The organism is uncultured Streptococcus sp., from assembly GCF_963545685.1.
Taxonomy (GTDB): Bacteria; Bacillota; Bacilli; order Lactobacillales; family Streptococcaceae; genus Streptococcus.
Map to the genome: position 1 here is coordinate 48,887 of NZ_CAUUKN010000001.1, position 26,327 is coordinate 75,213.

General features: G+C 39.5%; 16 protein-coding genes. 5 read left to right on the forward strand and 11 right to left on the reverse strand.

What is annotated here, in order from left to right:
• Positions 1–251 precede the first annotated feature (251 nt).
• The 3 genes from glgP to RWZ99_RS00235 all read right to left on the reverse strand — a co-directional run bounded on the left by glgP (position 252) and on the right by RWZ99_RS00235 (position 5,270).
• Positions 252–2,513, reverse strand: coding sequence for a glycogen/starch/alpha-glucan family phosphorylase (glgP, locus tag RWZ99_RS00225; protein ID WP_314675634.1), 2,262 nt, complete (start codon positions 2,511–2,513; stop codon positions 252–254).
• A gap of 1 nt (position 2,514) precedes the next feature.
• Entirely contained in the window at positions 2,515–4,014 is a 1,500-nt protein-coding gene (gene malQ, locus RWZ99_RS00230; protein WP_314675636.1) for a 4-alpha-glucanotransferase, read from the reverse strand.
• Positions 4,015–4,265: 251 nt separating this feature from the next.
• Entirely contained in the window at positions 4,266–5,270 is a 1,005-nt protein-coding gene (locus tag RWZ99_RS00235) for a LacI family DNA-binding transcriptional regulator (RefSeq protein ID WP_314675637.1), read from the reverse strand.
• A 184-nt stretch (positions 5,271–5,454) separates the two neighbouring features.
• Between RWZ99_RS00235 and RWZ99_RS00240 the strand changes: the two genes are divergently transcribed.
• The 5 genes from RWZ99_RS00240 to RWZ99_RS00260 all read left to right on the forward strand — a co-directional run bounded on the left by RWZ99_RS00240 (position 5,455) and on the right by RWZ99_RS00260 (position 10,417).
• A complete protein-coding gene (locus RWZ99_RS00240) occupies positions 5,455–6,702 on the forward strand; it encodes an extracellular solute-binding protein (RefSeq protein WP_314675638.1) in 1,248 nt (415 codons plus the stop codon).
• 114 nt (positions 6,703–6,816) lie between these two features.
• Positions 6,817–8,175 carry a sugar ABC transporter permease gene (locus RWZ99_RS00245; protein ID WP_314675639.1) on the forward strand — a complete coding sequence of 453 codons (1,359 nt, stop codon included), beginning with the start codon at positions 6,817–6,819 and terminating at the stop codon, positions 8,173–8,175.
• A complete protein-coding gene (locus tag RWZ99_RS00250) occupies positions 8,175–9,011 on the forward strand; it encodes a sugar ABC transporter permease (protein WP_314675640.1) in 837 nt (278 codons plus the stop codon). Before RWZ99_RS00245 ends, RWZ99_RS00250 begins: the two co-directional genes overlap by 1 nt.
• A gap of 15 nt (positions 9,012–9,026) precedes the next feature.
• Positions 9,027–10,163 (forward strand): ABC transporter ATP-binding protein, encoded by a 1,137-nt coding sequence (locus tag RWZ99_RS00255; protein WP_302545671.1) that lies wholly within the window; start codon positions 9,027–9,029, stop codon positions 10,161–10,163.
• A 161-nt stretch (positions 10,164–10,324) separates the two neighbouring features.
• The gene (locus RWZ99_RS00260) at positions 10,325–10,417 is read left to right on the forward strand and encodes a type I toxin-antitoxin system Fst family toxin (protein ID WP_314675642.1); all 93 of its coding nucleotides are present in this window, start codon (positions 10,325–10,327) and stop codon (positions 10,415–10,417) included.
• 146 nt (positions 10,418–10,563) lie between these two features.
• On the opposite strand, the gene RWZ99_RS00265 is transcribed toward RWZ99_RS00260, so the two are convergent.
• The 8 genes from RWZ99_RS00265 to RWZ99_RS00300 form a co-directional block, all read right to left on the reverse strand.
• The gene (locus tag RWZ99_RS00265; RefSeq protein ID WP_314675643.1) at positions 10,564–10,752 is read right to left on the reverse strand and encodes a twin-arginine translocase TatA/TatE family subunit; all 189 of its coding nucleotides are present in this window, start codon (positions 10,750–10,752) and stop codon (positions 10,564–10,566) included.
• A 12-nt stretch (positions 10,753–10,764) separates the two neighbouring features.
• Positions 10,765–11,493 (reverse strand): twin-arginine translocase subunit TatC, encoded by a 729-nt coding sequence (gene tatC, locus RWZ99_RS00270; protein WP_314675644.1) that lies wholly within the window; start codon positions 11,491–11,493, stop codon positions 10,765–10,767.
• A complete protein-coding gene (locus RWZ99_RS00275) occupies positions 11,480–13,165 on the reverse strand; it encodes an FTR1 family protein (RefSeq protein ID WP_314675645.1) in 1,686 nt (561 codons plus the stop codon). Before RWZ99_RS00275 ends, tatC begins: the two co-directional genes overlap by 14 nt.
• Positions 13,143–14,348 (reverse strand): iron uptake transporter deferrochelatase/peroxidase subunit, encoded by a 1,206-nt coding sequence (gene efeB, locus RWZ99_RS00280; protein ID WP_314675646.1) that lies wholly within the window; start codon positions 14,346–14,348, stop codon positions 13,143–13,145. Before efeB ends, RWZ99_RS00275 begins: the two co-directional genes overlap by 23 nt.
• 5 nt (positions 14,349–14,353) lie before the next feature.
• Positions 14,354–15,226, reverse strand: coding sequence for an iron uptake system protein EfeO (gene efeO, locus RWZ99_RS00285; protein ID WP_314675647.1), 873 nt, complete (start codon positions 15,224–15,226; stop codon positions 14,354–14,356).
• Between the two features lie 249 nt (positions 15,227–15,475).
• Positions 15,476–19,195: a pullulanase gene (locus tag RWZ99_RS00290; RefSeq protein ID WP_314675649.1), complete on the reverse strand. Its 3,720-nt coding sequence runs from the start codon at positions 19,193–19,195 to the stop codon at positions 15,476–15,478.
• A 118-nt stretch (positions 19,196–19,313) separates the two neighbouring features.
• Positions 19,314–22,238 carry a GBS Bsp-like repeat-containing protein gene (locus RWZ99_RS00295; RefSeq protein WP_314675651.1) on the reverse strand — a complete coding sequence of 975 codons (2,925 nt, stop codon included), beginning with the start codon at positions 22,236–22,238 and terminating at the stop codon, positions 19,314–19,316.
• A gap of 294 nt (positions 22,239–22,532) precedes the next feature.
• The gene (locus RWZ99_RS00300; RefSeq protein ID WP_314675653.1) at positions 22,533–26,096 is read right to left on the reverse strand and encodes a GBS Bsp-like repeat-containing protein; all 3,564 of its coding nucleotides are present in this window, start codon (positions 26,094–26,096) and stop codon (positions 22,533–22,535) included.
• Positions 26,097–26,327: the final 231 nt, after the last annotated feature.

Genomic DNA, 26,327 nt, shown 5'->3' on the forward strand with positions numbered 1-26,327 from the left:
TACGGATTCTTACCTAGAAGAAGAATATAGGACTACACAAGACGAAATCCATTATCTAAAATACTCTAAGTCTAAGACTTATGATACATCAAATAAAGAAGCATATATTATATTAATGATATACTAAATTATCATGTAAAATAACATAATCTTATTTATGTAAACACAGTTAATTATCCTATTGGCTGTGTTTTTTCATGCAAAAAACAAGACCATTTCTGATCTTGTTTTCCTTTTATGCAACTAGGCTATTATTTTGTGTGCCAGATGTCTTTGTCATACTGTTCGATTGTACGGTCAGATGAGAAGAATCCTGCTTCAGCAATGTTGTAAACAACTTTCTTGTTCCATGCATCTTGATCTTCGTAAGCTGCGTATACTTCTTCTTTCTTCTCGATGTATTCGGCCAAGTCAATCAATGTCATGAACCAGTCTTTAGAGATAAGTTCCTTGTGAAGACGTTCCAAACGTTCTTTATCCCCTACTTTTACAAGGTCCTCGCTTACGATAAAATCAACAGCTGCTTTGATGTTAGCATCTTTTTCGTAGTAATCACGTGATACATAACCTTCTTTTTCATAAAGGTCGATGATTGTATCAGAGTCTTTACCAAATGTGAAGATGTTTTCTGGTCCTACCAATTCAGCAATCTCAACGTTGGCACCATCCATTGTACCAAGTGTAAGGGCACCATTAAGCATGAATTTCATGTTACCTGTACCTGAAGCCTCTTTAGAAGCCAATGAGATTTGTTCTGAAATATCTGTCGCTGGGATAAGGTGTTCAGCAACTGTTACGTTGTAGTTCTCAACCAAGTGAACGTTGAGGTATTTGCTTACTTCTGGATCGTTGTTAATGAGTTCAGAAAGTGACAAGATCAAGTGGATGATGTCTTGAGCAATAACGTAGGCAGGAGCTGCTTTACCACCAAAGATGATAGTAATTTTACGTTTTGGAAGGTTTCCTTTTTTGATTTCCAAGTATTTGTGGATGACATACAAAGCGTTCATTTGTTGACGTTTGTACTCGTGGAAACGTTTGATTTGTGTATCGATGATTGAGTTTTCGTCAAGATCAATACCTTTATTGGCTTTAAGGTAACGTTTAAGTGACAATTTGTTGTCATATTTAATTTCAGCCAAACGTTTGTGTACTGCAGGATCATCCGCAAAAGCAGCCAATTTTTCCAATTGAGTGGCATCAGTAAGGTAATCATCACCAATCAATTCTTTGATGTAGTCAGCAAGTTCTTGGTTTGAGAATTCCAACCAACGACGGAATGTAATACCGTTTGTTTTGTTGTTGAAACGTTCTGGGTAAAGGTCGTAGAAAGGTTTCAACTCAGATGATTTAAGGATTTCTGTGTGAAGTGCTGCAACACCGTTTACGCTTGTAGAGAAGTGAATATCCATGTGTGCCATGTGAACACGGTTGTCTTCGTCAATGATTTGAACACGTGGATCATCATATTTAGCACGAACGATGGCATCCAATTTCTTGATGATAACAACAAGGTGTGGTACAACTTCTTCAAGGTAATCAAGAGGCCATTTTTCAAGGGCTTCAGCCAAGATAGTGTGGTTTGTGTAACCAACCATTTTGCTTACGATTGCTACTGCTTCATCAAATTCAAATCCATGTTTTTCTGTCAAAAGGCGGATCAATTCAGGGATAACCATTGATGGGTGAGTATCGTTGATTTGTACGTAAGCGTAATCTGGAAGGTCGTGAAGGTTAGAACCACGTTCGATAGCTTCGTCAATCAAAAGTTGAGCAGCGTTTGATACCATGAAGTATTGTTGGTAGATACGCAAGAGCTCACCCTTACGAGTTGAATCATCTGGGTAAAGGAAAAGTGTCAAGTTCTTTTGGATTTCGTCTTGATCGAAAGTGATTCCTTTTTCAATCAAATCATAGTCCACACCATTGATATCGAAGAGGTTAAGGTAGTTCTTAGTTTCTTTCTTATAACCCAAGATATCCAAACGGTCCAAACGAGATTTCAAAGTGAAGTTTTTGAATGGAACATCGTAAGAGATATCAGTTGGTACCAACCATGATTGATCTTCAATCCAGTAGTTTGGTTCAGCATCTTGTTTGTTATCTTTAAAGACTTGTTTGAAAAGACCACAGTGGTAGTTAAGACCAACACCTTCACCGTTAATGCCAAGCGTTGACATAGAATCGATGAAACATGAAGCCAAACGTCCCAAACCACCATTACCAAGAGATGGTTCTGGTTCAACATCTTCGATTTCGCTGATTGATTTACCTGCAGCAGCCAATTCAGCTTTGACATCTTTATAGATGCCCAAGTTGATCAAGTTGTTAGACAAAAGTTTACCAATCAAGAACTCAGCTGAAATGTAGTAAACTTTACGTTTGCTATCATTTTTAGGTTTTGGAGCAGCTGCTTCTTTTACAAATTCCAACAAAAGGTAGTAGATTTCTTCGTTTGAAAGCTCTTTAAGATTTTTATTTTTTGCTTCAACGTAATTTGTGAATGTAGACATTTTATTTATTACCTCGATTATATCTTTCTGTAATATCAGTTAAAAATTCTTTCTTATCAATAGTGATTTCACCTGGAAGCATACGCCATTTCCAGTTTTCTCCAACTGTGTTAGGGAAGTTTGTACGGCTATTTTCAGGTTTATCAAGAATATCTTGCATAGTTGCAATGGCAGTGTTACTTACTGTTGCAAAGAGTGTGCGAAGAAGGGCACGTGTGATTGGTTCACCTTGACGACGATTGATGTAAGCATCAGTGTAGTCACGTTGCTCTTGTGTCAAGTTATCATACCAACCGTTAATTACTTCATTATCATGTGTACCAGTATAAGCCACTGAGTGTTGTGTGTATACGTGTGGAATATCAATGCTGTTACCAGTGGTATCATAGAAACCAAATTGAACAATCTTCATTCCTGGGTAACCACAGTCTGCAAGAAGTTTACGTGTCTTATCATCAATATTACCAAGGTCTTCGGCAATAATCTTAAGATCGCCCAATTCTTCTTTGACCACTTTGAAAAGATCGTAACCAGGTCCTGGAACCCATTTACCATTTTCAGCAGTTTCATCTCCACCAGGGATTTCCCAGAAGTCAGAGAAACCTTTGAAGTGGTCGATACGCAAGTAATCATAGAGTTTGAATGATTCTTGAATACGGAAGACCCACCAAGCATAGTTTTCTGCTTTGTGTTTATCCCAAGCGTAAATTGGGTTACCCCAAAGTTGTCCTGTTGCTGAGAAGTTATCTGGTGGAACTCCGGCAATGTAACGTGGTTTACATTCGGCATCTAGTTTGAAGAGGTGTGGTTGCGTCCAGACTTCCACACTATCAGCTGAAATGTAGATTGGCATGTCACCAATAATTTGAATACCATTCTTATTAGCATAGGCTTTTAACTCTGCCCATTGGCTAAAGAAGAGGTATTGTGCCACTTGATGGTATGTGATAACATCAGCAAGTTCTTTACGAAGTTTTTCAAGAGTTGCTTCATCACGTTTAACCGCTTTTTTATCATCCCAATCTTGAAGAGCTTTGTTATCAAAGTATTCTTTGATAGCCATGAAGTCAGCATAATCTGCCAACCAGTTAGCATTTTCAGTTTTAAAAGCTTCAAACTTCTTAGCTTCTTTCTTATCTGCCAAGATTGCTTTGACTGCTTTTTCAAGAAGTGGACGACGTGCTTCGTAAACTTTGGCGTAGTCGATAAACTCTGGATTTGAACCAAAGTCAACATTTTTAACATCAGCTTTAGTTAAAAATTTGTCACGAATAAGGAAATCCAAATCGATAAAGTGTGTATTCCCCGCAACGGCTGAGAATGATTGGTAAGGTGAATCTCCATAACTTGTAGTAGTCAATGGCAAGATCTGCCAGTATGTTTGCTTTGTTTCTTTCAAGAAATCAACAAAGTCGTAGGCTGCTTGACCGAAAGATCCGATCCCGTAGTCACCTGGAAGTGATGTGATGTGCATCAATACACCGCTTGCTCGTTTGTTCATAAAGTTTACCTCAAATTATTTTTTTCACTTATGATTATAATGCAAACGTTTGCATAAGTCAAGAATTTTTAGCAAAAAAAATAAAAATTTTTATTTCTCTTTAAATTTACGTTCGCAAAACAAGCGCTTTCATATTGTAAGTGCTTCTATTAACTCAATAGTTCTCCTGCGTTTCCTGAAAAACAACTTCCTAGGTAATAAAAAATGGTTGGTAACTTAAGTTAATAACCAAAAGCAAATACTCAAACGTTCTATTTTCTCATTGAGACACTTTCTCTTTCAACGAGTTTGAATGGAATAGTTATTTTCTGTGCCTTAGTTTTAGGATTTTTAAGAAGATCTAATAGCCTTAGGACGCTTTCCTTACCCAGTTCTTTAATATTAATGTCATAGGTAGTTAGGAAAGGATGCATGATTTCCGCAAAAGTTGAATTATTGAAGGAAATAATGGCGTAATCTTCGGGAACTCTGACCCCTTTATTATTTAACCATTGTATAAACCGTAAGGCAATCAAGTCATCTATAACAATTAAGGCAGTCAGTTGATTAGATTCCAAGTTCTCTTTTAATGAATCAATGTTTCTAGATGAAAAAACGAGTTCTGAATAAGCCTCTAAATTAAATACTTTAGTCGCCTCAATATATCCTTGATAACGTTCTTGTCCTACTTGACCAAAAAGATCATCTGTTACAAAACCAATCTTTTGGTGACCTTTAGTCCTTAAATAATTAACAGCTTCTTTTCCTAGTCCTTTATTATCATTATCGATATAGGTTACTTTATCAGTATTATCTACTGCTGCTCCAACAACTACGAAAGGAACTCTTTCTTTTAATAGATAATCTTTAACTGGATCTTTATTTTCTGAATAGAGAATAATAAAGCCATCAGCTCGTTTTTGACGATGCATAAGCTCGACCTGTCTAACTAATTCTTCAAGTGTGGCACCCGTAGCAATACTGACAACCTGAGAATTACAACTAGCTTCTTCATTAATCGCTGTTAGAATCTCCATATAGAAGGGTTGACTAATTTTTTCACGGTCAGTTAAAGGAGGAAGAACAACACCTAAACTATGTGTTAAGCCTGTTGCTAACATTTGTGCTGCTGAGTTTGGGACATACCCTAATTCATCCATGGCTGCTCTTACTTTAACTTTGGTTTCTTCTGATATAGCCGGACTATCCTTTAAGGTCCTGCTTACTGTTGACGGGCTGACACCAGCTCTCTTGGCAACATCTTTAATTGTAGCCATCATTTCCCTCTCATTCTCATAAATACTTTTTTATAGTCGTAAAATACAAGAATCATTATAAACAAAATAAGTAACTTTTGCAATCGTTTGCAAACAGTTAAAAAATTTTTTTAAAAACACTTGACAGATTATGGAAACGGTTGCATAATGTATATCGTAAACTAAATTTCTGGAGGAAATAGAAATGAAAAAATGGCAAAAGGTATTACTTGGTAGTGCTGGACTTCTTGTAGCTGGTTCGCTCTTGGTAGCGTGTAGCTCAAGCTCAAGCAAGAGCTCAAGTTCAGATAGCAAGACTTTGAAACTTTGGGTTCCAACTGGTGCCAAGAAGTCTTATTCAGACACAGTGGCAGAGTTTGAAAAGAAATCTGGTTACAAAGTTGATATGGTTGAAATGGAAGATCCAAACGCTCAAGAAAACTTGACTAAAGATGCTTCTACTGCTGCAGATGTCTTCTCACTTCCACATGACCAACTCGGTAAATTGGTAGACGCTGGAGCAATCCAAGAAATCCCAGAACAATACTCAAAAGAAATTGCTGAGCAAGACACTGAGCAATCTGCCCTTGGTGCTCAATACAAAGGTAAAACTTACGCCTTCCCATATGGGATCGAAACACAAGTTACTTACTACAACAAGTCTAAACTTAATGAAGAAGATGTTAAATCATATGAAACAATCACTTCTAAAGCTAAATTTGGTGGTAACTTGAAAGAAGTTAATGCTTATGCAACTGCTCCTCTCTTCCTTTCAGTTGGTAATACGCTCTTTGGCCCTAATGGTGAAGATGTAAACGGTACTAACTGGGGTAACGAGGCCGGTGTGAACGTTCTTAAATTCATCGCAGCTCAAAGAGACAACAAAGGATTTGTCAATGTTGATTCATCTAATTTGATGGCTAAATTCGAAGATGGTTCAGTTGATGCATTCCAATCAGGCCCATGGGACTACTCAGCAGCTACTAAAGCTGTTGGTAAAGACAATCTTGGTATTGCTGTGTATCCAACAGTTAACATTGGTGGTCAAGATGTTCAACAAAAAGCCTTCTTGGGTGTAAAACTTTACGCAGTAAACCAAACACCATCTAAAGGTAACGCTGAACGTATTGCAGCTTCTTACCAATTGGCGCAAGCTTTGACAAGCAAAGACAGTCAAAATAACCAATTCACTAATGAAGACCGTCACATCATCCCTGCTAATAAAGAAGTTCAAGCTTCTGAAGCCGTCCAAAATGATACACTTGCACAAGCTGTAATTACTATGGGTTCATCTGAACAATACACAACTGTTATGCCTAAACTTAGTCAAATGTCAGTCTTCTGGACGGAAAGTGCTGCTCTTATGAGTGACGCTTTTAACGGTAAAATCACGGAAGACCAATTCCTTACTAAATTACAACAATTTGATAAAGATTTGGCAGCGGCTAAATAAGAATCCTAACAATGATAAGGTAAAGAGGCAGGTCAAGTTCCTAGCCTTTTTACCTTTTATTTGTAGACAAAATAGAAACCATTACTAATCACACATTTATCTGAGGAGATACCTATGTCACAAACAATCTACGACACAACTCCTATGCGCCAGGTCTTCAAAGAAGGTACATGGGATGTCAAATTATCCTTTCTGGTAATGGGATTGGCAAACTTGGTCAACAAACAGTTTACCAAGGGATTGCTCTTCCTCCTTTCTGAGATTGCCTTTTTAGCGGCATTCGTTATCCAAATTATTCCTGCACTTCAAGGGATGATTACCTTGGGGACACAAGAACAGGGTGAGACTATTAAGGAAGTTAATGGTGTTAAGCTTACTGTTCAGGTTGCTGGAGACAACTCTATGCTCTTGCTGATTTTTGGACTTGCGTCATTAATCTTCTGTGCAGTCTTCGCTTATATTTACTGGTGTAACCTTAAGAGCGCTCGCCATCTCATGGCTCTTAAACAATCAGGGCGCAAGGTGCCTAATTTTATCGAGGACTTCAAGACCTTGGCTGACGGTCGCTTCCACATGGGGCTTATGACTGTCCCTTTGATTGGGGTTTTGCTCTTCACAATTTTGCCTTTGATCTATATGATCTGTTTGGCCTTTACTAACTTTGACCACAATCACCCAGCACCTAAATCACTCTTTGATTGGGTTGGCTTTGCAAGTTTTGGTGAAGTTTTACAAGGTCGTATGGCTGGTACTTTCTTCCCGCTTTTGACTTGGACCTTGATTTGGGCCGTTGCTGCAACAGCAACTACTTTCTTCTTCGGTATTGTCCTTGCCCTCTTGCTTAATACTAAGGGCCTTAAATTCAAGAAAGTATGGCGTACTCTATTCGTTATCACAATCGCCGTTCCTCAATTTGTATCACTTCTTTTGATGCGTAACTTCCTAAATGATCACGGTCCTTTGAATGGTTTACTTCAAACCTTGCATATCACTAATGAACCTGTTCCGTTCTTGACTGACCCACTGTGGGCTAAGTTCTCTATTATCTTTGTTAATATGTGGATTGGTATTCCATTTACAATGTTGGTCGCAACTGGTATCATTATTAACTTGCCAACTGAGCAAATTGAAGCAGCTGAAATTGATGGAGCAAGTAAATTCCAAATTTTCAAGAGTATCACTTTCCCACAAATTCTCTTGATTATGGCACCATCTTTGATTCAACAATTTATCGGTAATATCAATAACTTCAACGTTATCTACTTCCTTACTGGTGGTGGACCTACAAACTCTGAGTTCTATCAAGCAGGTTCAACTGATCTCTTGGTAACTTGGCTCTACAAACTGACTGTTAGCGCTAAAGACTACAACTTGGCATCTGTTATCGGTATCTTTATTTTTGCCATCTCTGCAACATTCAGTCTCTTGGCCTACACAAGATCATCTTCATTCAAGGAAGGGGCTGCTAAATAATGAAACGTAAGAAAAATCTATACCTAACTGGTACTTATATTCTATTGACAGTTCTAGCTGTTATCTGGTTGATTCCGATTATTTGGATCTTCCTTACAAGTTTCCGTGGTGAAGGAGCTAATGCTGTACCATACTTCTTCCCTAAAACTTACACTTTTAATAACTACATCAAACTATTCACCAGCGATGCTTATCCTTTTGGAAGATGGTTCATCAATACCTTCATCGTTGCTACATTTACATGTATCCTCTCAACTTTGATTACAGTTGGGATGGCTTACTCACTTAGCCGTATTAAATTTAAGCACAGAAACGGCTTCTTGAAATTAGCGCTTGTACTTAATATGTTTCCTGGTTTCATGTCAATGATTGCGGTCTACTATATTTTGAAGGCCCTCAATTTGACACAAACCTTGACATCTTTGGTTTTGGTTTATTCCGCTGGGGCAGCTCTTGGTTTCTACATTGCAAAAGGTTTCTTTGATACCATTCCTTACTCATTGGATGAATCAGCAATGATTGACGGTGCTACACGTCTTCAAATCTTCACTAAGATAACCTTGCCACTTTCTAAACCAATCATTGTCTACACTGCCCTCATGGCCTTCATGGGACCCTGGGTAGACTTCATCTTTGCATCTGTTATCCTTGGTGACGTTAAAGATAAATATACTGTTGCCCTTGGACTCTACCAAATGCTTAACCAAGATGCTATCAATGAATGGTTCCTTCCATTTACCGCAGGTGCTATTATCATCGCCATCCCAATCACTCTTCTCTTTATCTTTATGCAGAAATACTATGTTGAAGGTGTAACCGGCGGATCAGTTAAATAATAAAGGATAAATGATATGACAACTCTTAAACTGGATAAAATTTATAAAAAATACCCAAATGCAACCCACTACTCTGTCGAAGATTTCAGTATCGACATCAAAGACAAGGAATTTATCGTTTTCGTAGGTCCTTCAGGATGTGGTAAATCAACAACACTCCGTATGGTAGCTGGTCTTGAAGAAATCACAGAAGGAACACTTTCTATTGATGGTGAAGTGGTTAATGACAAATCACCAAAAGACCGTGACATTGCCATGGTATTCCAAAACTACGCACTTTACCCACACATGACTGTTTATGAAAATATGGCCTTTGGTCTAAAACTTCGTAAATATAAAAAAGACGATATTGACAAACGTGTACGTGAAGCAGCTGCTAGCCTTGGCTTGACTGAGTTCTTGGAACGTAAACCTGCTGACCTTTCTGGTGGTCAACGTCAGCGTGTGGCTATGGGACGTGCCATCGTTCGTGATGCTAAAGTCTTCCTTATGGACGAACCTCTCTCAAACTTGGATGCTAAACTTCGTGTCACAATGCGTGCTGAAATTGCTAAGATTACTCGTAATATTGGTGCTACGACTATCTACGTTACCCACGACCAGACAGAAGCTATGACTCTTGCTGACCGTATTGTTATCATGAGTTCAACTAAAAATCCTGATGGTTCTGGTACTATTGGCCGTATTGAACAAATCGGTACACCTCAAGAGCTTTACAATGAGCCAGCCAATAAATTTGTTGCTGGATTTATCGGAAGCCCTGCTATGAACTTCTTCAATGTTAAAGTTGATGGCAATCGTATTACTAACTCTGAAGGTTTGGATATTGCGATTTCTGAAGGTCAAGCTAAAATCTTGAAGGAAACAGGTTACCAAGGGAAGGAAGTTATCTTTGGAATCCGTCCTGAAGATGTTTCAAGCCGTCCAATCGTTCAAGAAGTATATCCAGATGCCAATGTTGATGCTGAGGTAGTCGTTTCAGAGCTTCTCGGTGCAGAAACAATGCTTTACCTAAAACTTGGAGAAACTGAGTTTGCTGCTCGCGTTGATGCGCGTGATTTCCATAATCCAGGTGAAAAAGTTAACCTTACTTTCAACGTTGCTAAAGGTCATTTCTTCGACGCTGAAACAGAAAAACGTATCAGTTTATAAGATCTAGAAAATCAGCCCTCTTGAGCTGATTTTTTGTTTCTTTTAATCAAAATACAGTCTAACTTTTACTTCCTTACTGTTGTTAAAGATATCTCTATTGATCTATGATATAATATCCCTTGGCACCTCGACACCGCCTACGAAGGGAGGTGAGATTGCCTATGATGGATTTACTATTCAAAACTATCATCGGACCCATTGTGGTCGGTGTTATCCTTCGTCTGGTCGACAAATGGCTAAACAGGGATAGATAGTGCTAAAAAAGACCCCGAGCTTATGTGGAAGTTAGCGCGGGGTCTTTTCTTGCCTATGATATAGACTTACTATTCAATACAAGTGTATTATGTCATAAAAGCTTATAATTGTCAAGAAAGTCGAAGATATTCACTAAGTAAAGATACTAGTCTTTATACTTGTCTTCTTCGTCTTTTTTGTTATTATCAGTCTTATTTACAGCTGCTTTAAATTCAGCAAGCATTTTACCGATGGATTGACCAAGTTCTGGCAAGCGTTTAGGACCGAAGATGAGGAGGGCACCTAGGACAATAATAATAAGTCCAGGAGCTCCGATATCACGTAGAATTCCCATGAAATCTCCTTTCTATTTTTCTTTATATTTTCTTTGTTTACGTATATAAATGAGCTTACTAAGAGTTACGCTAACTTCATAAAGCAAGATTAAGGGAGCAGTCATGGCCAAGTCACTGATAAAGTCAGCTGGTGTCAAAATGACTGCCAGAACCAAGAGAATAAAGTAGGCATAGCGTCTATAGCGTGTCAGAAATACTGGTGTTATCATGCCGATAGATGTCAGAAAACTTACAACAACAGGCAGTTCAAAGAGAACTGCTAATGGCACTGTCGTATGTAGTAAAAAACTAAGGTAGTTTTGAGCTGTTATTTGAGTATTAAAGAGTCCTTCTCCTAGTTTTAAAAGCACTTCTAAAATAGCTGGACTCACAAAGTAATAGCCAAAGGCCAAGCCCAATACAAAACAGACAAAAGATGCTGGAATATAAGCAAAGATAGCACGCGCTTCATTGTCCCTCAAACCTGGTTTCACAAACTGCCAAATCTGGTAGGTAGTGAAAGGCAAAGTAACCGTAAAAGCCATGAGACTTGCTAGGTTAATGTAAATCCAGAGAATATCGTTAGGCCCAAGAACCAATAAAGGCTTGTCAAATCCTCTGGTCAAATATGCATATAGCTGCCCAGCAAACAACAAGGTGATACAAAAAACTAGAAAAAAACAAATAGCTACTGCAATAAAACGTCTCCGAAATTCCACCAGGTGCTCAACAATAGTCATCTCATCCTTACTTCTTGCCATGCTGTTTCACCGTCACATAGGCAATAATAGCAATAAAGACAAGTTGTGGAATTAAGACTTCCCAGCTAGGATAGATGCCTGCCCAATCGATGGTTGGGAAACCACTAATTAAATGATTGCCCATCATATTAGTCAACTGAAGGGCATGAATGCTGACACCCAGCATTTTGAAGGCCAAGGCATAAATCAACCAGGTCAAAATAAAGAAGATACGGTGCGGTTTAATATAGTGACTAGCCTTAGTCATAGCCACAGCAATGATAAGAAGAACTGCAACGGCTGAAGCAATACCAATAAAGAAATTAGCTGTCGTAATACGTGGGATGATACCAACATAGAAAAGGATTGTCTCAGCACCTTCACGGAAGACAGCCAAGAAACTGAGGGCAAACATAGATACAAAGCTTCCAGTAGCCGTCACCGTCTTCATCTGGCGGTCCATAAAGTCATTCCACTGTTTGACTGAAGACTTACTATGGAGCCAGATTCCAATGAGAATCATCATTGCAACTGCGAAAATGCCAACGCCACCTTCAATGATTTCACGGTTAGAGCCAGAGGTAACGGCAGGAAAGACAACTTGCAAGACGATAGCTATGGCTGCACTGGCGAGTACCCCAGCAATGGCTCCTCCATATACCCATTTAAGTCCCTTACGCATCTTGGCCGCCTTAAGAGTTGTCACAAGAGCCATAACAATGAGGAGGGCTTCAACCCCTTCACGTAAGAGAATTAACATGGCATCAAAGGCATTATAAGAAGCACTTGTATCAATAGCAGATAGGTCTGTGATTAAGGCTTGCAGTTTGTCCTGATAAGCTTTTTCTTTCCCCTTAACCATGATAACAGGCGTTTCACTCTCCACACGTGTATAGAGACTAGGATTAGTTGTGCTTACATCTCCTTCAATGGTTGGCCAAATCGTGATGAATTTCTTCATAGTTGACGTAGCCGTTTTTTCATCACCCTTTTGGAATTGACCTAGAGCCTTTTTCAAGAGCTTAATACCATCTTTAAGAGTTAAACTGCTGCTAGTGCTATCAAGGGGAACACCCTTGATAAAGTCATCAATCCCACCCTTAAGGTCATCATAGGATGACTGGATGTTAGTGAAATCAGTTGGTTCTGTCTCGATACTGCTTCTCAATAGTGAAATAGCGGTCTCAATTTTACCGTAATAGGCAGTACTATGGTCACGGACAACAGCTTCATTTCGCGTCCAAGCATTATTTAATTCACCGTAAGTTTTTCGTGTCGCAGTCAGATCTTTGGCATTAATGGCATCCTGTAAGTTCTTGAAATAAGGTTTTAAGCGAGTATCAAGTTTTTCCTTTTCTGCGTCTAAATCAACAGGATTTTGCTCTTTTTCAAATTTAAGAAGGGCTGACGAGATAGCAGTTAAGTCATCTTCTGTCACATCTCCCTTAATATCAAGAGCCTTGCTAACTTTTTGACCAGCCTTGGAATCGTGATTTTCTTTAGTTTCGAAATCAGACTTAATCTCACCAACCAATTCCTTAGCTTTTGTTTGATCTTTATTTTGAACAGCTGTTGTCGCATCTGTGATTTTGATGAAAAGATCACTGTAAGATTCAGCAGCTACTGGATGAGCCCAGAATAAGGCCAGAAGTCCTAGTAAAACGAGGAGTCTATTCAAAGAGTGCTTGACCAAGGTAGCCTCCTTTCTCCACGCCAGCAAAGCAAGCAAAGAGCCCACTTCCGATATGGGTGATGTACTCGTTCATCTTGTCTACAGCACCAAGATTGGTCTGAATTTTAACAAAACGGTCTGGATCCTTCTGATAGGCAATGAAAATCAAGCCTGCATCAAACTGACCAGTTCTCTCATCAATGCCATCTGAATAGGAATAGGAACGGCGTAAAATAGGAAGATCCACTTCTTTAGCCAAACGGACATGTGAATCGACTGGAAGTTTTGACAAATCTACTTCGTCAAACTCATCTTTCTTTCCAAATGGTGCGCCTGATTCCTTGTAACGGCCAAAGGTGTTTTCCTGCTCCTGCAAATTGGTACGATCCCAAGTTTCTAAGTGCATCTGTACCAGACGAAGAGCCATATAAGAACCACCCTTCATCCAATCCTTACTATCAGTCCATACAACCTTGTCGAATTCCTTTTCTGTCGTAACATTAGCAGTTCCGTCCTTGAAACCAAAGAGATTTCGAGGTGTTTCCTTGCGGTCTCCAATTGCAGCAAAACCTGATTTGCTCCACTTCATGGTAACTTTATTCCGACCCTTGCGAATCAGATTGCGAACAGCATGAAAGGCTACTTGTTCATCATCTGCACAGGCTTGAATGACGATATCTCCACCAGTATACTTGTCCTGCAACTGCTCCTTTGGAAATGGTGGCAAATCTCGGAAGAGCTTAGGACGTTTGGATTCCAAACCAAGTTTTTTAAGAAAATCGGCCGAAACCCCAAAAGTTAGGCTCAAGCGATAGGGATTGAGTCCAACGGTTTCGCCAGTATCACTTGGTGGTAAAAGGGCATTGGAACCATCCTTTTTAACTAGTTCACCTTCTACTAATTTACTACTATAATCTGTCCAGTCTTTAAAGAGCTGAATCACTTCTTTTTTATCGGTCGTGTGAAGATCCAGAACCACCAAGTAGCAAGCTTTTTGCATAGGAGTCGTAATCCCAGCCTGGTGCTTGCCAAAGAAGCTAATATCTTCATCCCCATCTAGGGCCTTTTTTGTTGAACTATCCTGATTAGCGAAAAAAGCAGATGCACCAGAAAGACCAAGTGCAAGCCCAGCCCCTCCAATACCTGCTTTTTTAAGAAATTCACGACGGTCCATTTTTTGATCTAAAAATTTTTCGTCAGTCATTTTTCTTATTTCCCATCTAGGATAACACCCATTTGTGATAATGGCTCACCAAGTTTCGTTACAGCTTCGGCCAATTCCTTAGTATCTGCCTCACTCAAATCTGTATAAGACTTATAGTTTTTCTCATCAGTCATGTGTTTGTCTAAGAGACCATTAACATTCTTGAATTCAGTTTCCAAAGTCTTAACAAGTTTAGCATCTTTCTTTTGGATTAATGGCTTGAAGAGTTCAAAGATTTTTTCCGCCCCTTCAATATTGGCACGGAAGTCGTAAAGATCAGTGTGTGAGAAGACTTCTTCTTCACCTGTAATCTTTTGAGTTGCTACTTCATTAAGAAGGTCAACAGCACCTGTCAACATGATATCTGGAGTGACTTCAACAGTTGCGATTTTAGCCTTAAGTTCCTTGATATCATTGACTAGTTGATCCGCATAAGCAGCTGTGCCCTCTGTCGTGTTGTCTTGCCACATGATACGCTCAATACGGTGGAAACCTGACCAACCGTCTTCAGATTTATTTTCGTCCATGTAATCAACCAAACGGTAGTCGATTTTCACATCAGACTCACCAAAGCTTTCTGCAATCGGTTCTGAACGTTCGTAAGCCATACGAATCAATGGGTATTGCTTCTTAGCTTCTTCAAGATTTCCTGACTTGAGGGTTTCACTGAATTCCTCAGTATCTTTCAAGAGTTGATCAATTTCACCTTCTACGAAAGTCTTATAATCACTTGTGGCCTGCTTCAATTGCTTTTGCTCACTGGCTGTGAGTTTTGAGCTAGTTGAGCTTGAATTACTTGAATTATCAGATTTGGCACAAGCCGTCAGTAAAAGTCCTGATGCCAAAAGAACAACACCAAGTTTGCTAATTTTTTTCATGAATGTCTCCTATTTTCAAGATAGTGTTCGACATTTGTCGTTATATATGTGAATCGTCGTTTTAATGTTAATAAAAAACGAACGATGATAAGTCAATAATGATCTCTCATATGTAAGAGAACATTATCTAAACTAACAGAAGAAACCAGTGCTGTCAACGGTTTTAGGCTATTTAAGAACTATTCTAAAGAGCAGATAATAATGATTCTAAATAAAAGAAAACAACAGGAAACAACCTGTTGTCACTTATTATTTCGTACGACGTTTTCTAAGGAAGCCTAGGCTTAGAATACTTAGAAGACCTGCTAAAATGAATCCACGATTTGTCTTTTCACCAGTGAATGGCAGTTGCTTATCAGTCTGACCACTAGCTTCAGTCATACCCTGACCATTTCCACGATTAACAAGTTCAACATCTCCAGTAAGTTCCTCTTGACTTGAGGCCTTAACATTTGTTTTAGTTTCCTCTGTATCTTTACTAGCAAATGACTCGGTTTTTTCAGAAAACTTAGCTACTTCGTCAGTTGGTGTTTGAGCATTGGTCAAACGAATAATAGTCGCTGTTAATGGATCCAAGTTCAAGATGTGATTGTTGATTGTCACACCTGATAAATCACTAATTCCAGATAAATTGACTTGATTGCCATCTGCTAAAACCTGATAGGACAGACCATTTGTAATCTTACTCAAATCAAACTGACGAGTCTTGCTATCAGCATTGACATAGACAAGGTAACGGTCTCCATTTGAAGCAATTGTTTGGTATCCCAATACCAAATCTTCTTGAGCGACATTGTCCTGACCAGGAACTGTCAATAGCGTTAGACGTGCATCTACTTCTGCTTTTGATTTGAAATTGAAGGCATCTGTCGACTTACGTAGGGCAATCAAACCTTTGGTAAAGGCGCGTGTTTTCGTATTTTCTGGAAATGCCTGGCTATCAGTTGCTTTAGTCCAATCAAAATGGTTGACGGCATCACTAGAATCATAAGAATCATGGATAAAGTATGGATAATCAAACGGATTACCCTTTTCATCAACTAAAAGATGAGACTTATTCGGTACCTTGTCCTCAGACACAGGATAACGGTAGGCAGGATCACGGAACTGTTTCGTACGACCATATTCCTGACCAGAGTGAATAAACGGTGTTCCTTGAGCAGTCAAAACCATAAGGTTGCCTAGACGCAAGCGACGATGGATTTCAGTATTATTCTCAGACTTGCTTGGATCCTTCTTGATTGATTGAGCAATGATATCAAAAAGGGTCAAATTATCATGTGCTGCAATATACTGGATAACATCTCCTGGTGAATCAGCCTCAAAGTTAGTTGGTTGTGCCTTGATGTTATCGAAAACTTTGTTAATATCACGTTTTCCACCTGTGATGAAGGCAGGTGTCCCCTCGTTTGGATAACCCGATTTGAGAGTATTTCGAATATCATCTGAAAACACAGCTACGGTATCAGTATCTTTCATCCAAGACTGATCGGCAGGCTGAACAGGGATATTTTCATCACCCGCATAGGTCACCCAACCCTCACCAAGCATAATGAGGTTTGGATTAAGGGCACGTGCAGCATGGTAAGCTTGCTCAATACTTTCAGCATCATGGTCACCCATCATATCAAAACGGAAACCATCTACCTTATATTCCTTAGTAAGATAGGTAATCGAATCCACCAAAACACGACGGCTCATATAGTGAGTCGTGCCTAGACGCCCACCACCAAAATTCGAACGTGGCGTGCCATCAGCATCCATAAAGTGATAATAATTTGGCTCAAGGTCTTCAAAAATAGCAGTCTTGGCTGTATGATTGTATACCACATCCAAGATGACACCCATACCGTGATTATGAATAGCAGCAACTAAATTCTTGAATTCTTCAATACGTTTAGCAGGATCACTTGGATTTTCAGAATACATACCTGTCAATGAGAAATAGTTTTGTGGGTCATAACCCCAGTTGTAGTTGCTATTACTTGAAGCATAAGTATCTAAACGTTGACTATTTTGCAATTCATTAACAAAATAGTAGCTCAATACTGGCAAAAGCTGAATATGGGTAACACCAAGATCTTTAAGATAATCCAATCGCTCAGCAAAGGCTGCAAAAGTACCAAATTGGTGTTTAAGTTCTGAGGAGATTGCTTTATCAGAGGTAAAATCACGGACATGAGCCTCATAAATGATGGCATCTTCTCGAGTTTTAAAGTTAGGAATCTTAGCATAGTCGAGGTCTTTTGGTCCATAATTGGCAGGATCTACGAAAGCAGCCTTAGCAATCTTATGTTCAGGTCCCTTGCTGGCGTCGTCACTATTCCAAGCTGCCAACGATTTGGCATAAGGATCAAGAACAATTACTGACTGATCTCCACGTTTAATGCGATAGTGATAGAAATAGCCTGTTAAATTTTCAAGGCCAAAATCAGTCGCAAGCAAGTCAGCTTGCCAAGTACCACGAGGTCCTTTGCTTAGGGCATGTTCAGCGAGCACCTTGTCTTGATTATTCTTATCATAGACAATGATATCTACTTGATCTGCACTTGGTGACCAAAGTGTCATATGTGCCTTAGTACCATTCTCTTCAAGACGAGCACCTAATTCGCCATCGTAACTGTAGAGCGCATCCTTCAATTGCCAACTTTCAGACGTTTTAAAACTATCATTGCCTAAAGTGACCTTGTAAGGTAGATTTTCTGCAGCAAAATCACCTGTTAACTCGGCTTTTTTGAGCTTGGCATCCAAATCAAGTTGTTTAAGCGTTACGGTATTTCCGTCTTTATCTGTCACCTTGAGGTCTTTGAGAATGTCCTCAGCCGTCACTTCATCTAAGTTGCTAAAGCTAAGGTCAATTTGGCTTGGGCTAATTTGCTGAGCTCCAGTCAAACGCACATCCTTAACAAAGTAAGGATTCGTATAGATTGTTGGATCTAAATCTCGCACAAAAAGCTGACGAGATTTTTTCAAGTCACTAAATTTATAGTCATTTGGTTGAATTTTCACATCATCTCCTGTTTTGCTCTCATCTAAGAGTAAAAATCCGATAGATTTGGCTGCCTCTGTTAGAGGAATGTCTAAATAGGCACCATACTTACCATTCAATTGGAAGTTAACACCATCAGGCCAATTACTTGGCGCATCTTTAACGTCACCCCAATACCAGACAGACTTATTACTGTATTCGCCATCCGTACGGAAATAATTTATCCGAACGTGGTCTTGAGGGATAGGTTGATAACTGTAAACTTGGAAATCCTTGTCAATCCAGGCCTCATTCATTTGAGGGCTAAGAATTTCTATTACTTTGTCACCTGAAAGGTTTGTTCCAGCAGCATTATTAATTAAGAAACTAAGCTTTTTAGGTGTAGCAGACAACTTCACATCTAAATAGACACCATAATCATCCTCTTTTGCAGATGAAAATGAGGTTGCCCCTGTTGGCCAAGCGCCCTTCTGAGATGATGGTGTCTCAACATCATCCCAAGTCCAAAGACCAAGTGATGACTTGTCTTGACTTGGCAACTCTTGGAAATGTAAACGAATAGTCCCTTCAGCAATAGGATCCTCAGAGGCATTGGTCAATGTTGGAATAACAGCTCGATCAGTTGTTACAGTATTTGTTGTGTTTTCTACACCCGCGTCAGATTTTCCAGTATCAAGACGAACTGCGTCCTCTTCTTGCATAAGGCCTGTATTCGTTGATTTAGGCCCTGTTTCAGTCTCAGTAGTTACAGAGGATGTCGGCGTTTCAGTAAGCTGATTACTAGCAAAGAGACTAGAATCAGCTGCTTCTACTTGTGTACTTGTTGCAGATGTTGAAACTGCTTCTTCTGCCTTGACTACTTGAACAGCAGCACAGCTCAAAAAAACAGCTCCAATTGTTACAGAAGCCAGCCCCAACTTGTACTTACGAAGGCTATAACGAAGGACTTTTTCATTATTAGCTTGGGTATTTCTTTTCATAGTAACTCCTTTTGATAACGTTTTCACGTTTTTTAATATACCATTTAGATTTGATTTATGCAAGCGTTTTCTCTGTGAGATTATTAAAAAGAGAGAACCATCAGATTCTCTCAATTGCTTAATTATAAACAGAATAATAATGCTTAATCCCTGCCACAATCGCATTCGCCAAAGTCTCTTGGTAAGCAGAGGTATTTAAGCGGGCTGCTTCTTGTGGATTTGACAAGAATCCAAGTTCTAGGAGAACTGCTGGTGCTGTTGTTTCACGTAAGACCGCAAAGGTTTGACGTTTTACGCCCTGATTTTGTGCTCCTGTCGCATTAATAAGGCTGGACTGGATGGCATTAGCCAAGGTATCACTCATTCTCAAACGGGTTGAATTATTATGGTAGGCCGCATTAATCCGTGATGGGTATTCTGCATATGGTTGGTAATAGTAGGTCTCGATTCCCTGTGCTGCTGAACTACCTGAGGCATTGATGTGGATACTTACGAAGATATCTGATTCAGAAGCATTTGCTGCACGAGAGCGATCTGTCAAATCAACATAGGTATCACTAGTACGTGTGGTCACAACTTGATAGCCTTCCGCTTCTAGCTTAGCCTTAACGCGATCTTGGATAGCCAAGGTCAAGCTCTTTTCAGAAATACCAAAGTACGACGCACCCGGATCATAGCCTCCATGGCCAGCATCTAGATAGACAATCTTATTCAAAACATCGTAGTTTCCTCTTGATGCCGAACCGATTTTCTTAGGGGCTACCACATCAGCTGAAGTTGCCCCAAAGCCGATATTCTTACCTGAAGCATCTACAATATAACCATGAACGATGTACTTGCCTGAATTCCATTTGTGCTGACTAGCTGAAATAGTCACCTTGTAGGAACCATCATCTTGTTTTGTGGCATTGTGCCAAACAAGATCGTCTTGCCCATTTTGCTCAGACCATACAGGGATGACCACACCTGTAATCCCGCCCGGATTAGTAAGATTGGTGATGACCACATCAAAAGTTCCTCGATTTTTATCATTGTTTGCAATGGTTAGAGTGCCTTGGGTCTTAGTGATATCAAGTGTCGCTTGTTTGCCACCTAGTCCAATGAATTTACCATCATTGTCAATCAAATAGACATGAGAGTTATAAAGGCCGCTATCTCCCTTATGGTTGCTTGAGCGAACGGTCACCTTATAGTCTCCATTGGCTTGTTTAGCTGCCTTGTACCAAATGATATCATCTTGACCATTCTTTTCTGACCAGGTTGGAACTAGGACTTCCTTAAAGCCACGTGGTGCAACTAAATTTGAAATAACAACTTCATAGCTACCAGTAACATTGTTGAGACCAGTGATAGCAAGGTCGGCTTTAGGATCTGACAAAGTAACTTTTGTTTGTGTTCCTCCCACACCGATTTGTGAGCCATCGTTTTGGATATAGTAAAGATGAACATTGTAAAGACCAGTAGAGTTTTTGTGATTAGCTACTTGAACAGTAACCTTGTAATTGCCATCTGATTGACGTGCTGCTTCATACCAACGAATGTCATCTTGACCATCAGTCTCAGACCAAATAGGTACTTGAACAGTACGAACGCCCTTAGGACTGTAGACATCACTGATGACCACATCAAAAGTTCCAGTACCATTGTTATTTAAGATAGAAATACTACCACTTGGCTTAGTTTCATTGACATCAACCACAGTCTCAGTCAAATACTTACGATTATCATCCTTATCTACAAGATAAACATCCGCTCTGTATTTGCCTATTGAATGTTTGTGATCTGAAGCTTTGATAGTCACACGATAACTACCATCTGCTTGCTTACTTGCCTTATGCCAAACCAAATCGTCCTGTCCATTAACAAGACTCCATGATGGTACCAAGATTTCCTTAAGACCATTAGGTGCAACGATATTTCGAACAACCGCGTCAAAAGTGCCCTTCTCAGCATCATTATTCTCAATAGAGAGAGTTGCACTTGGACGAGATAGACTAACTTCAACTACTTTTTCAGTCAAGTAGAAACGCTTGTTGAAATTATCTACGATATAGGCATCTGCACGGTATTTACCAGTTGAATTTTTGTGGTCACTTGCCTTAATGGTAGCACGGTAAGAACCATCTGCTTGTTTTGTAGCCTTATGCCAAATCAAATCATCTTGACCACCAACAAGACTCCATGACGGTACCAGGATTTCTTTCACCCCTGTAGGAGCAATGATGTTTTTCACCACCGCATCAAAAGTGCCTGCAGCTGCATTATTATTTTCAATAGTTAAGGTTGCGCTTGGACGAGAGTAATTAACAGATACTACTTTCTCAGAAATATAATGTCTCTTATTTGTTCGATCAACAACATAGGCATCCGCACGGTAATTGCCAGCCTCCCCTTTGTGATCAACCGCCTTAATAGTTACACGATACGAGCCATCCATTTGCTTAGCTGCCTTATGCCAAATCAAGTCATCTTGACCATTAGCTAGACTCCAAGATGGGACAAGAACCTCTTTCACACCCAATGGTGCAACAATATCTCGAACCACAGCATCAAAGGTACCAGTTACCTTATTATTATTCTCAATTGAGAAGCTTGCCTTAGGTTTTAGAACATCAGTATCATGAGAAGAAGCTGAGGCATGTGTTAACTTAGCTGGTTCGGCTACCGAGGTGTCTGAAACCTCAGAAGCAGTCGTCGATACCGTAGCATTTTCTGAACTTACTACTGTGTTAGGCGAGGTTATCGATTCAGATGCTACAATCGTTGTTGAGCTTGCTTGACTGACTTGTGGAACACTTGAGTTTGCTACTTCACTAGTGGCTTTAGAGGCTTCCGATACAGTTGAACTTGGTGTTGCTGAAGGTGACTCTTGCGTAAGGACTGCTCCACCACCAAAAATATCTGCTGAAGTCGCAGGTTGATACTGGTTCCCTTCAGTATACGTAGGCATTTGCGTAGCTACTTCTTCGGCACTAGCCACTTGTGTGCTTACTGCCATGAGGACTGCTGCACTGGCATAATAGATAAAATCTTTTGTTCGCATTTAACTTTCCTTTGACACTTTTTAATACGTCACCCATTTTACCACAGAAAATGTCTTACGAATAGAGCAAAAGTGATAATTCTCTAAAAAAACTACAAAAATGATAAAAAAATAAGTAATTTCTATACTGAAAGTGTCAAAACTATCAAAATAAATAAGGTAAAAACCCATAAAAATGAGATTTAAACTATTTATATAATATTCTGAAAATAGATAAATAAAAAATATGACTATCAAAATTTAACACTAAAAAAGCCTTTAGAAGTTCCCTTCTAAAGACCTTTGATTTATCAATTAAGCAAAGATTGAGAAGAATGGTGCACCAAGCTTAGTATCCATCGAATCTCGACTCTGAACACCATGAATGTAATCCAATGAATACCAACCATTGTTATTGGCGTTAAATGGATCACGAACATAGGTTTTACCATTATCATAGCCATGAAGTACGATTTCATGCGTGTAAGGATAATTGATAAATTGGCTTGCTCCTACTGCCGCAAGAACGTGGTGACCTGACATCAATGCTGAAGCAATGTTAGCAATGCTTGAAAGCATATTACTCTTAAGTCCCCAGTTTTTACTTGCTAATACAATACCTTCTGCATCTGTACCAGCGACTGATGTTTTATTAAATGAATTTGTATTGTAGTATAAGTAATCAGCAACTGTCGTTGGCGCAATTACAGTTCCCAAAATATCTGTAAAGGTCATGGCAAGTGATGTTGGAACACAGCCCGACTGGTCCATATTGCTGACACCGTACCATTTAGAAGCCCAACGAGGATCACGTTGAGAATAATAAGTAGTCTGAGGCTCAACACGACGATTACGTGGAGCAAGAGCTGTCTCACCCAGGTTGAAACCTTCTACAGTATTATCTACATAATCTACATAAACATGAGTCGTATAGTTACCGATAAGATTCTTATGATTAACAGTCGAAACATTGACTTCAGTGTGTGAACCAGTTGGAGCAGTATTGTACCAAGAAAGGTTACCTTGGTTGCTTTCTGACCACACGGCTACGCGGATGTTCTTAATCTGACGACCTTGTGGCGCTTGATCAACTACTACTGTAAAACTACCTGCTTCTGAATTAACATTAGTGATATAGGTTTGCGTTTTTGTCTTGGCATTACGGAATTCAAGTGTTGTAGTTGTCCCACCTACACCAACTTGTGAGCCATCATTTAAGATATAGTACAAATGAATATTGAACAAGCCTGTAGAATTTTTATGATTAATAGCTTGAACATTTACCGTATAAGTTCCATTGGATTGACGAGTCGCTTCATACCAACGAATATCATCTTGACCATCTTTTTCAGACCAAATAGGTACTTGAACAGTACGGACACCTTTAGGACTATAAACATCACTAATAATGACATCAAAGGTTCCCGTATCCTTATTATTGTTGACTACTGAAATCGTACCAATTGGTTTGTTATGTTTAACGTCTACCACTGCTTCATCGACATAATAACGTTTGTTAGCATTATCTACGATATAAAGGTCCGCACGGTAATTTCCTATTGAATTCTTGTGTTCGCTAGACTTGATTGTTACACGATAGCTACCATCTGATTGACGAGTCGCTTTGTGCCAAATAAGGTCGTCTTGCCCATTCACAAGACTCCATGATGGAACTAAAACTTCTTTAACACCATTTGGAGCAGAAATATTACGAACAACAGCATCAAATGTTCCTAAATCTGTATTATTATTTTCAATAAAGAGACTTGCAGTAGGGCGAGTTTGGCTAACTTCTACCACTTTTTCAGTAAGGTAAAAACGTTTGTTCGAATCATCTACGATATAGGCATCGGCGCGGTATTTCCCAGTAGAATTCTTATGATCAGTTGCCTTAATCGTCACACGGTAAGACCCATCCGCTTGGCGAGTTGCCTTATGCCAGATGAGGTCATCCTGACCACCAGCCAGACTCCATGATGGCACAAGAACCTCTTTCAAGCCTGTAGGCGCAACAATGTTACGAACGACAGCATCAAAGGTACCCGTTGCAGTGTTATTGTTTTCAATCGTAAGGACACCGCTTGGTCGAGCATAATCAACAGAGACCACTTTTTCAGCAATGTAGTGTCGATTGTTAGAGTTGTCCACGATGTAGGCATCGGCACGGTAATTTCCTTTATTACCCTTATGCTCACTTGCCTTAATAGTTACACGATAGCTACCATCAGCTTGTTTAGTTGCCTTATGCCAAATAAGATCATCCTGACCATTCTCTAAACTCCATGATGGAACTAAAACTTCTTTAATACCTAGAGGAGCTGATATATTAGTGATAACGGCGTCAAATGTACCATTTTGAGTGTTGATATTCTCAATGGCAAAACTTGCTTTGGGTTTCAACTGCTCTGGTGTCTTACCAATAAAGACTTGAGTTGTTGTTCCACCAACACCCGTCAATTGACCATCTTTTTGAACATAATAAAGGTGAACATTATAAAGACCTGTTGAGTTTTTATGAGCTGAAGCCTTAACGTTTACTGTGTAAGTTCCGTTATTTTGACGGTTAGCCGTATACCAAATAATGTCATCTTGACCATTAATTTCTGACCAAATTGGAACAGAGACTGTTTCAACACCATTTGGTGCTTTGACATTAGAGATGACAACATCAAAGCTACCAACAGTTGGATTATTGTTGACAATAGAAATGGTTCCACTCAAATCGCCTTGAGTTACATCAACCTCAGCACTGGCATTAGTTGTGAAACGTCCTGTATAGTCCACGCTATGGTCAAAAACATGTTTTCCTGGCAGGAGATTAGCCGTTGCTGTAAACTGCCAAGCACCAGTTTTAGCATTGTAACGCATGTTTTTTGCGCTCGTAGCTGTAAGAGTACTTGATGGATACTGAGCTACCCAGAAATTTTCAATACCAAATTGAGAGGTTGAGACAGGTCCACGATAGCCTAGATTGTTCTCATCCAACCAGCTAGCACTTGTATAGAACATCAGGTTGTTGTAACCATGCTTACGCATTTCATTAACCCATGCTTGAGTGTTACGGTTGATATTTGGAAGCATCTTAGAGTCTTCGAAATCGTTAACCATAACTGTGCTCTTTGGAAGGTTAAGGTTTTCTGCTGCCTGAATGTAGAAACGAGCCTCTGCTCGCGCCTCTTCCTCAGTCGTGTATCGAGAAAAATGATAAGTCGATACTTGAAGTCCTGCGATTTGCGCATTGCGAACTTGTGACGCTGCCTTAGGATTACTATACCAAGTATCCTCTGTCAACTTGACTACGACACCACCCACACCTTGGCGTGCAAGGGCACGGTAATCATCTACACTAATATCCCCATTGTGGCTGCTGACATCAATAAAAGTCTTAGGCTGAACCTCAAGATTTGTCGAAGGGACATCCGAAGAATTCGTTAATTTAGCAGGTGTGGCAACAGCGTTGTTAGGAGCCTCAGAAGCTATTGAATGTGCAGAAGCAGTCGTACTCTCAGAACTAGCGTTTGAAGTCGCTACTGATGTAGACGTAACAGTCGTTGTTGCGTTAGCTACCGAAGTTGAGACCGTTGAGCTGACAGCTAGACTAGTTGCTTCTGAACTTTGAGGTCCAGGTGATGTAGATACTGCTGGAGTACTAGCTTTTGCCACTTCACTTGTAGCTACTGGTGCAGAACTAGTCGCAGTGGTCACCTCAGATAAGGCTGCTTCACCGCCAAAAATTTCTGCTGCTGTTGCAGGTTGATAGTGGTTTCCTTCAGTAATAGAAGGCGTTTGTGTTGCCACTTCATCTGCTTGAGCAACCTGAGTTGTGACAGCTAAAAGAACCGCCGCACTGGCATAGTAGATAAAATCTTTTGTTCGCATTTAACTTTCCTTTTGCATTTTTAATACGTCAACCATTTTACCATAGATAAACTCTCATGGAAAGGTTATTGTTGAAAAATTCTAAATAAAATAAAAGTATTATAAAATCATAAATACTTGTAACCATACAATTCGTATAACTTGAACCCCCTTTAACTAACTATTCGTATTCATCTATGAAAAATAGTGATAAATTTTACAAGATTCAGATAAATAGGAAAATGTAAAACA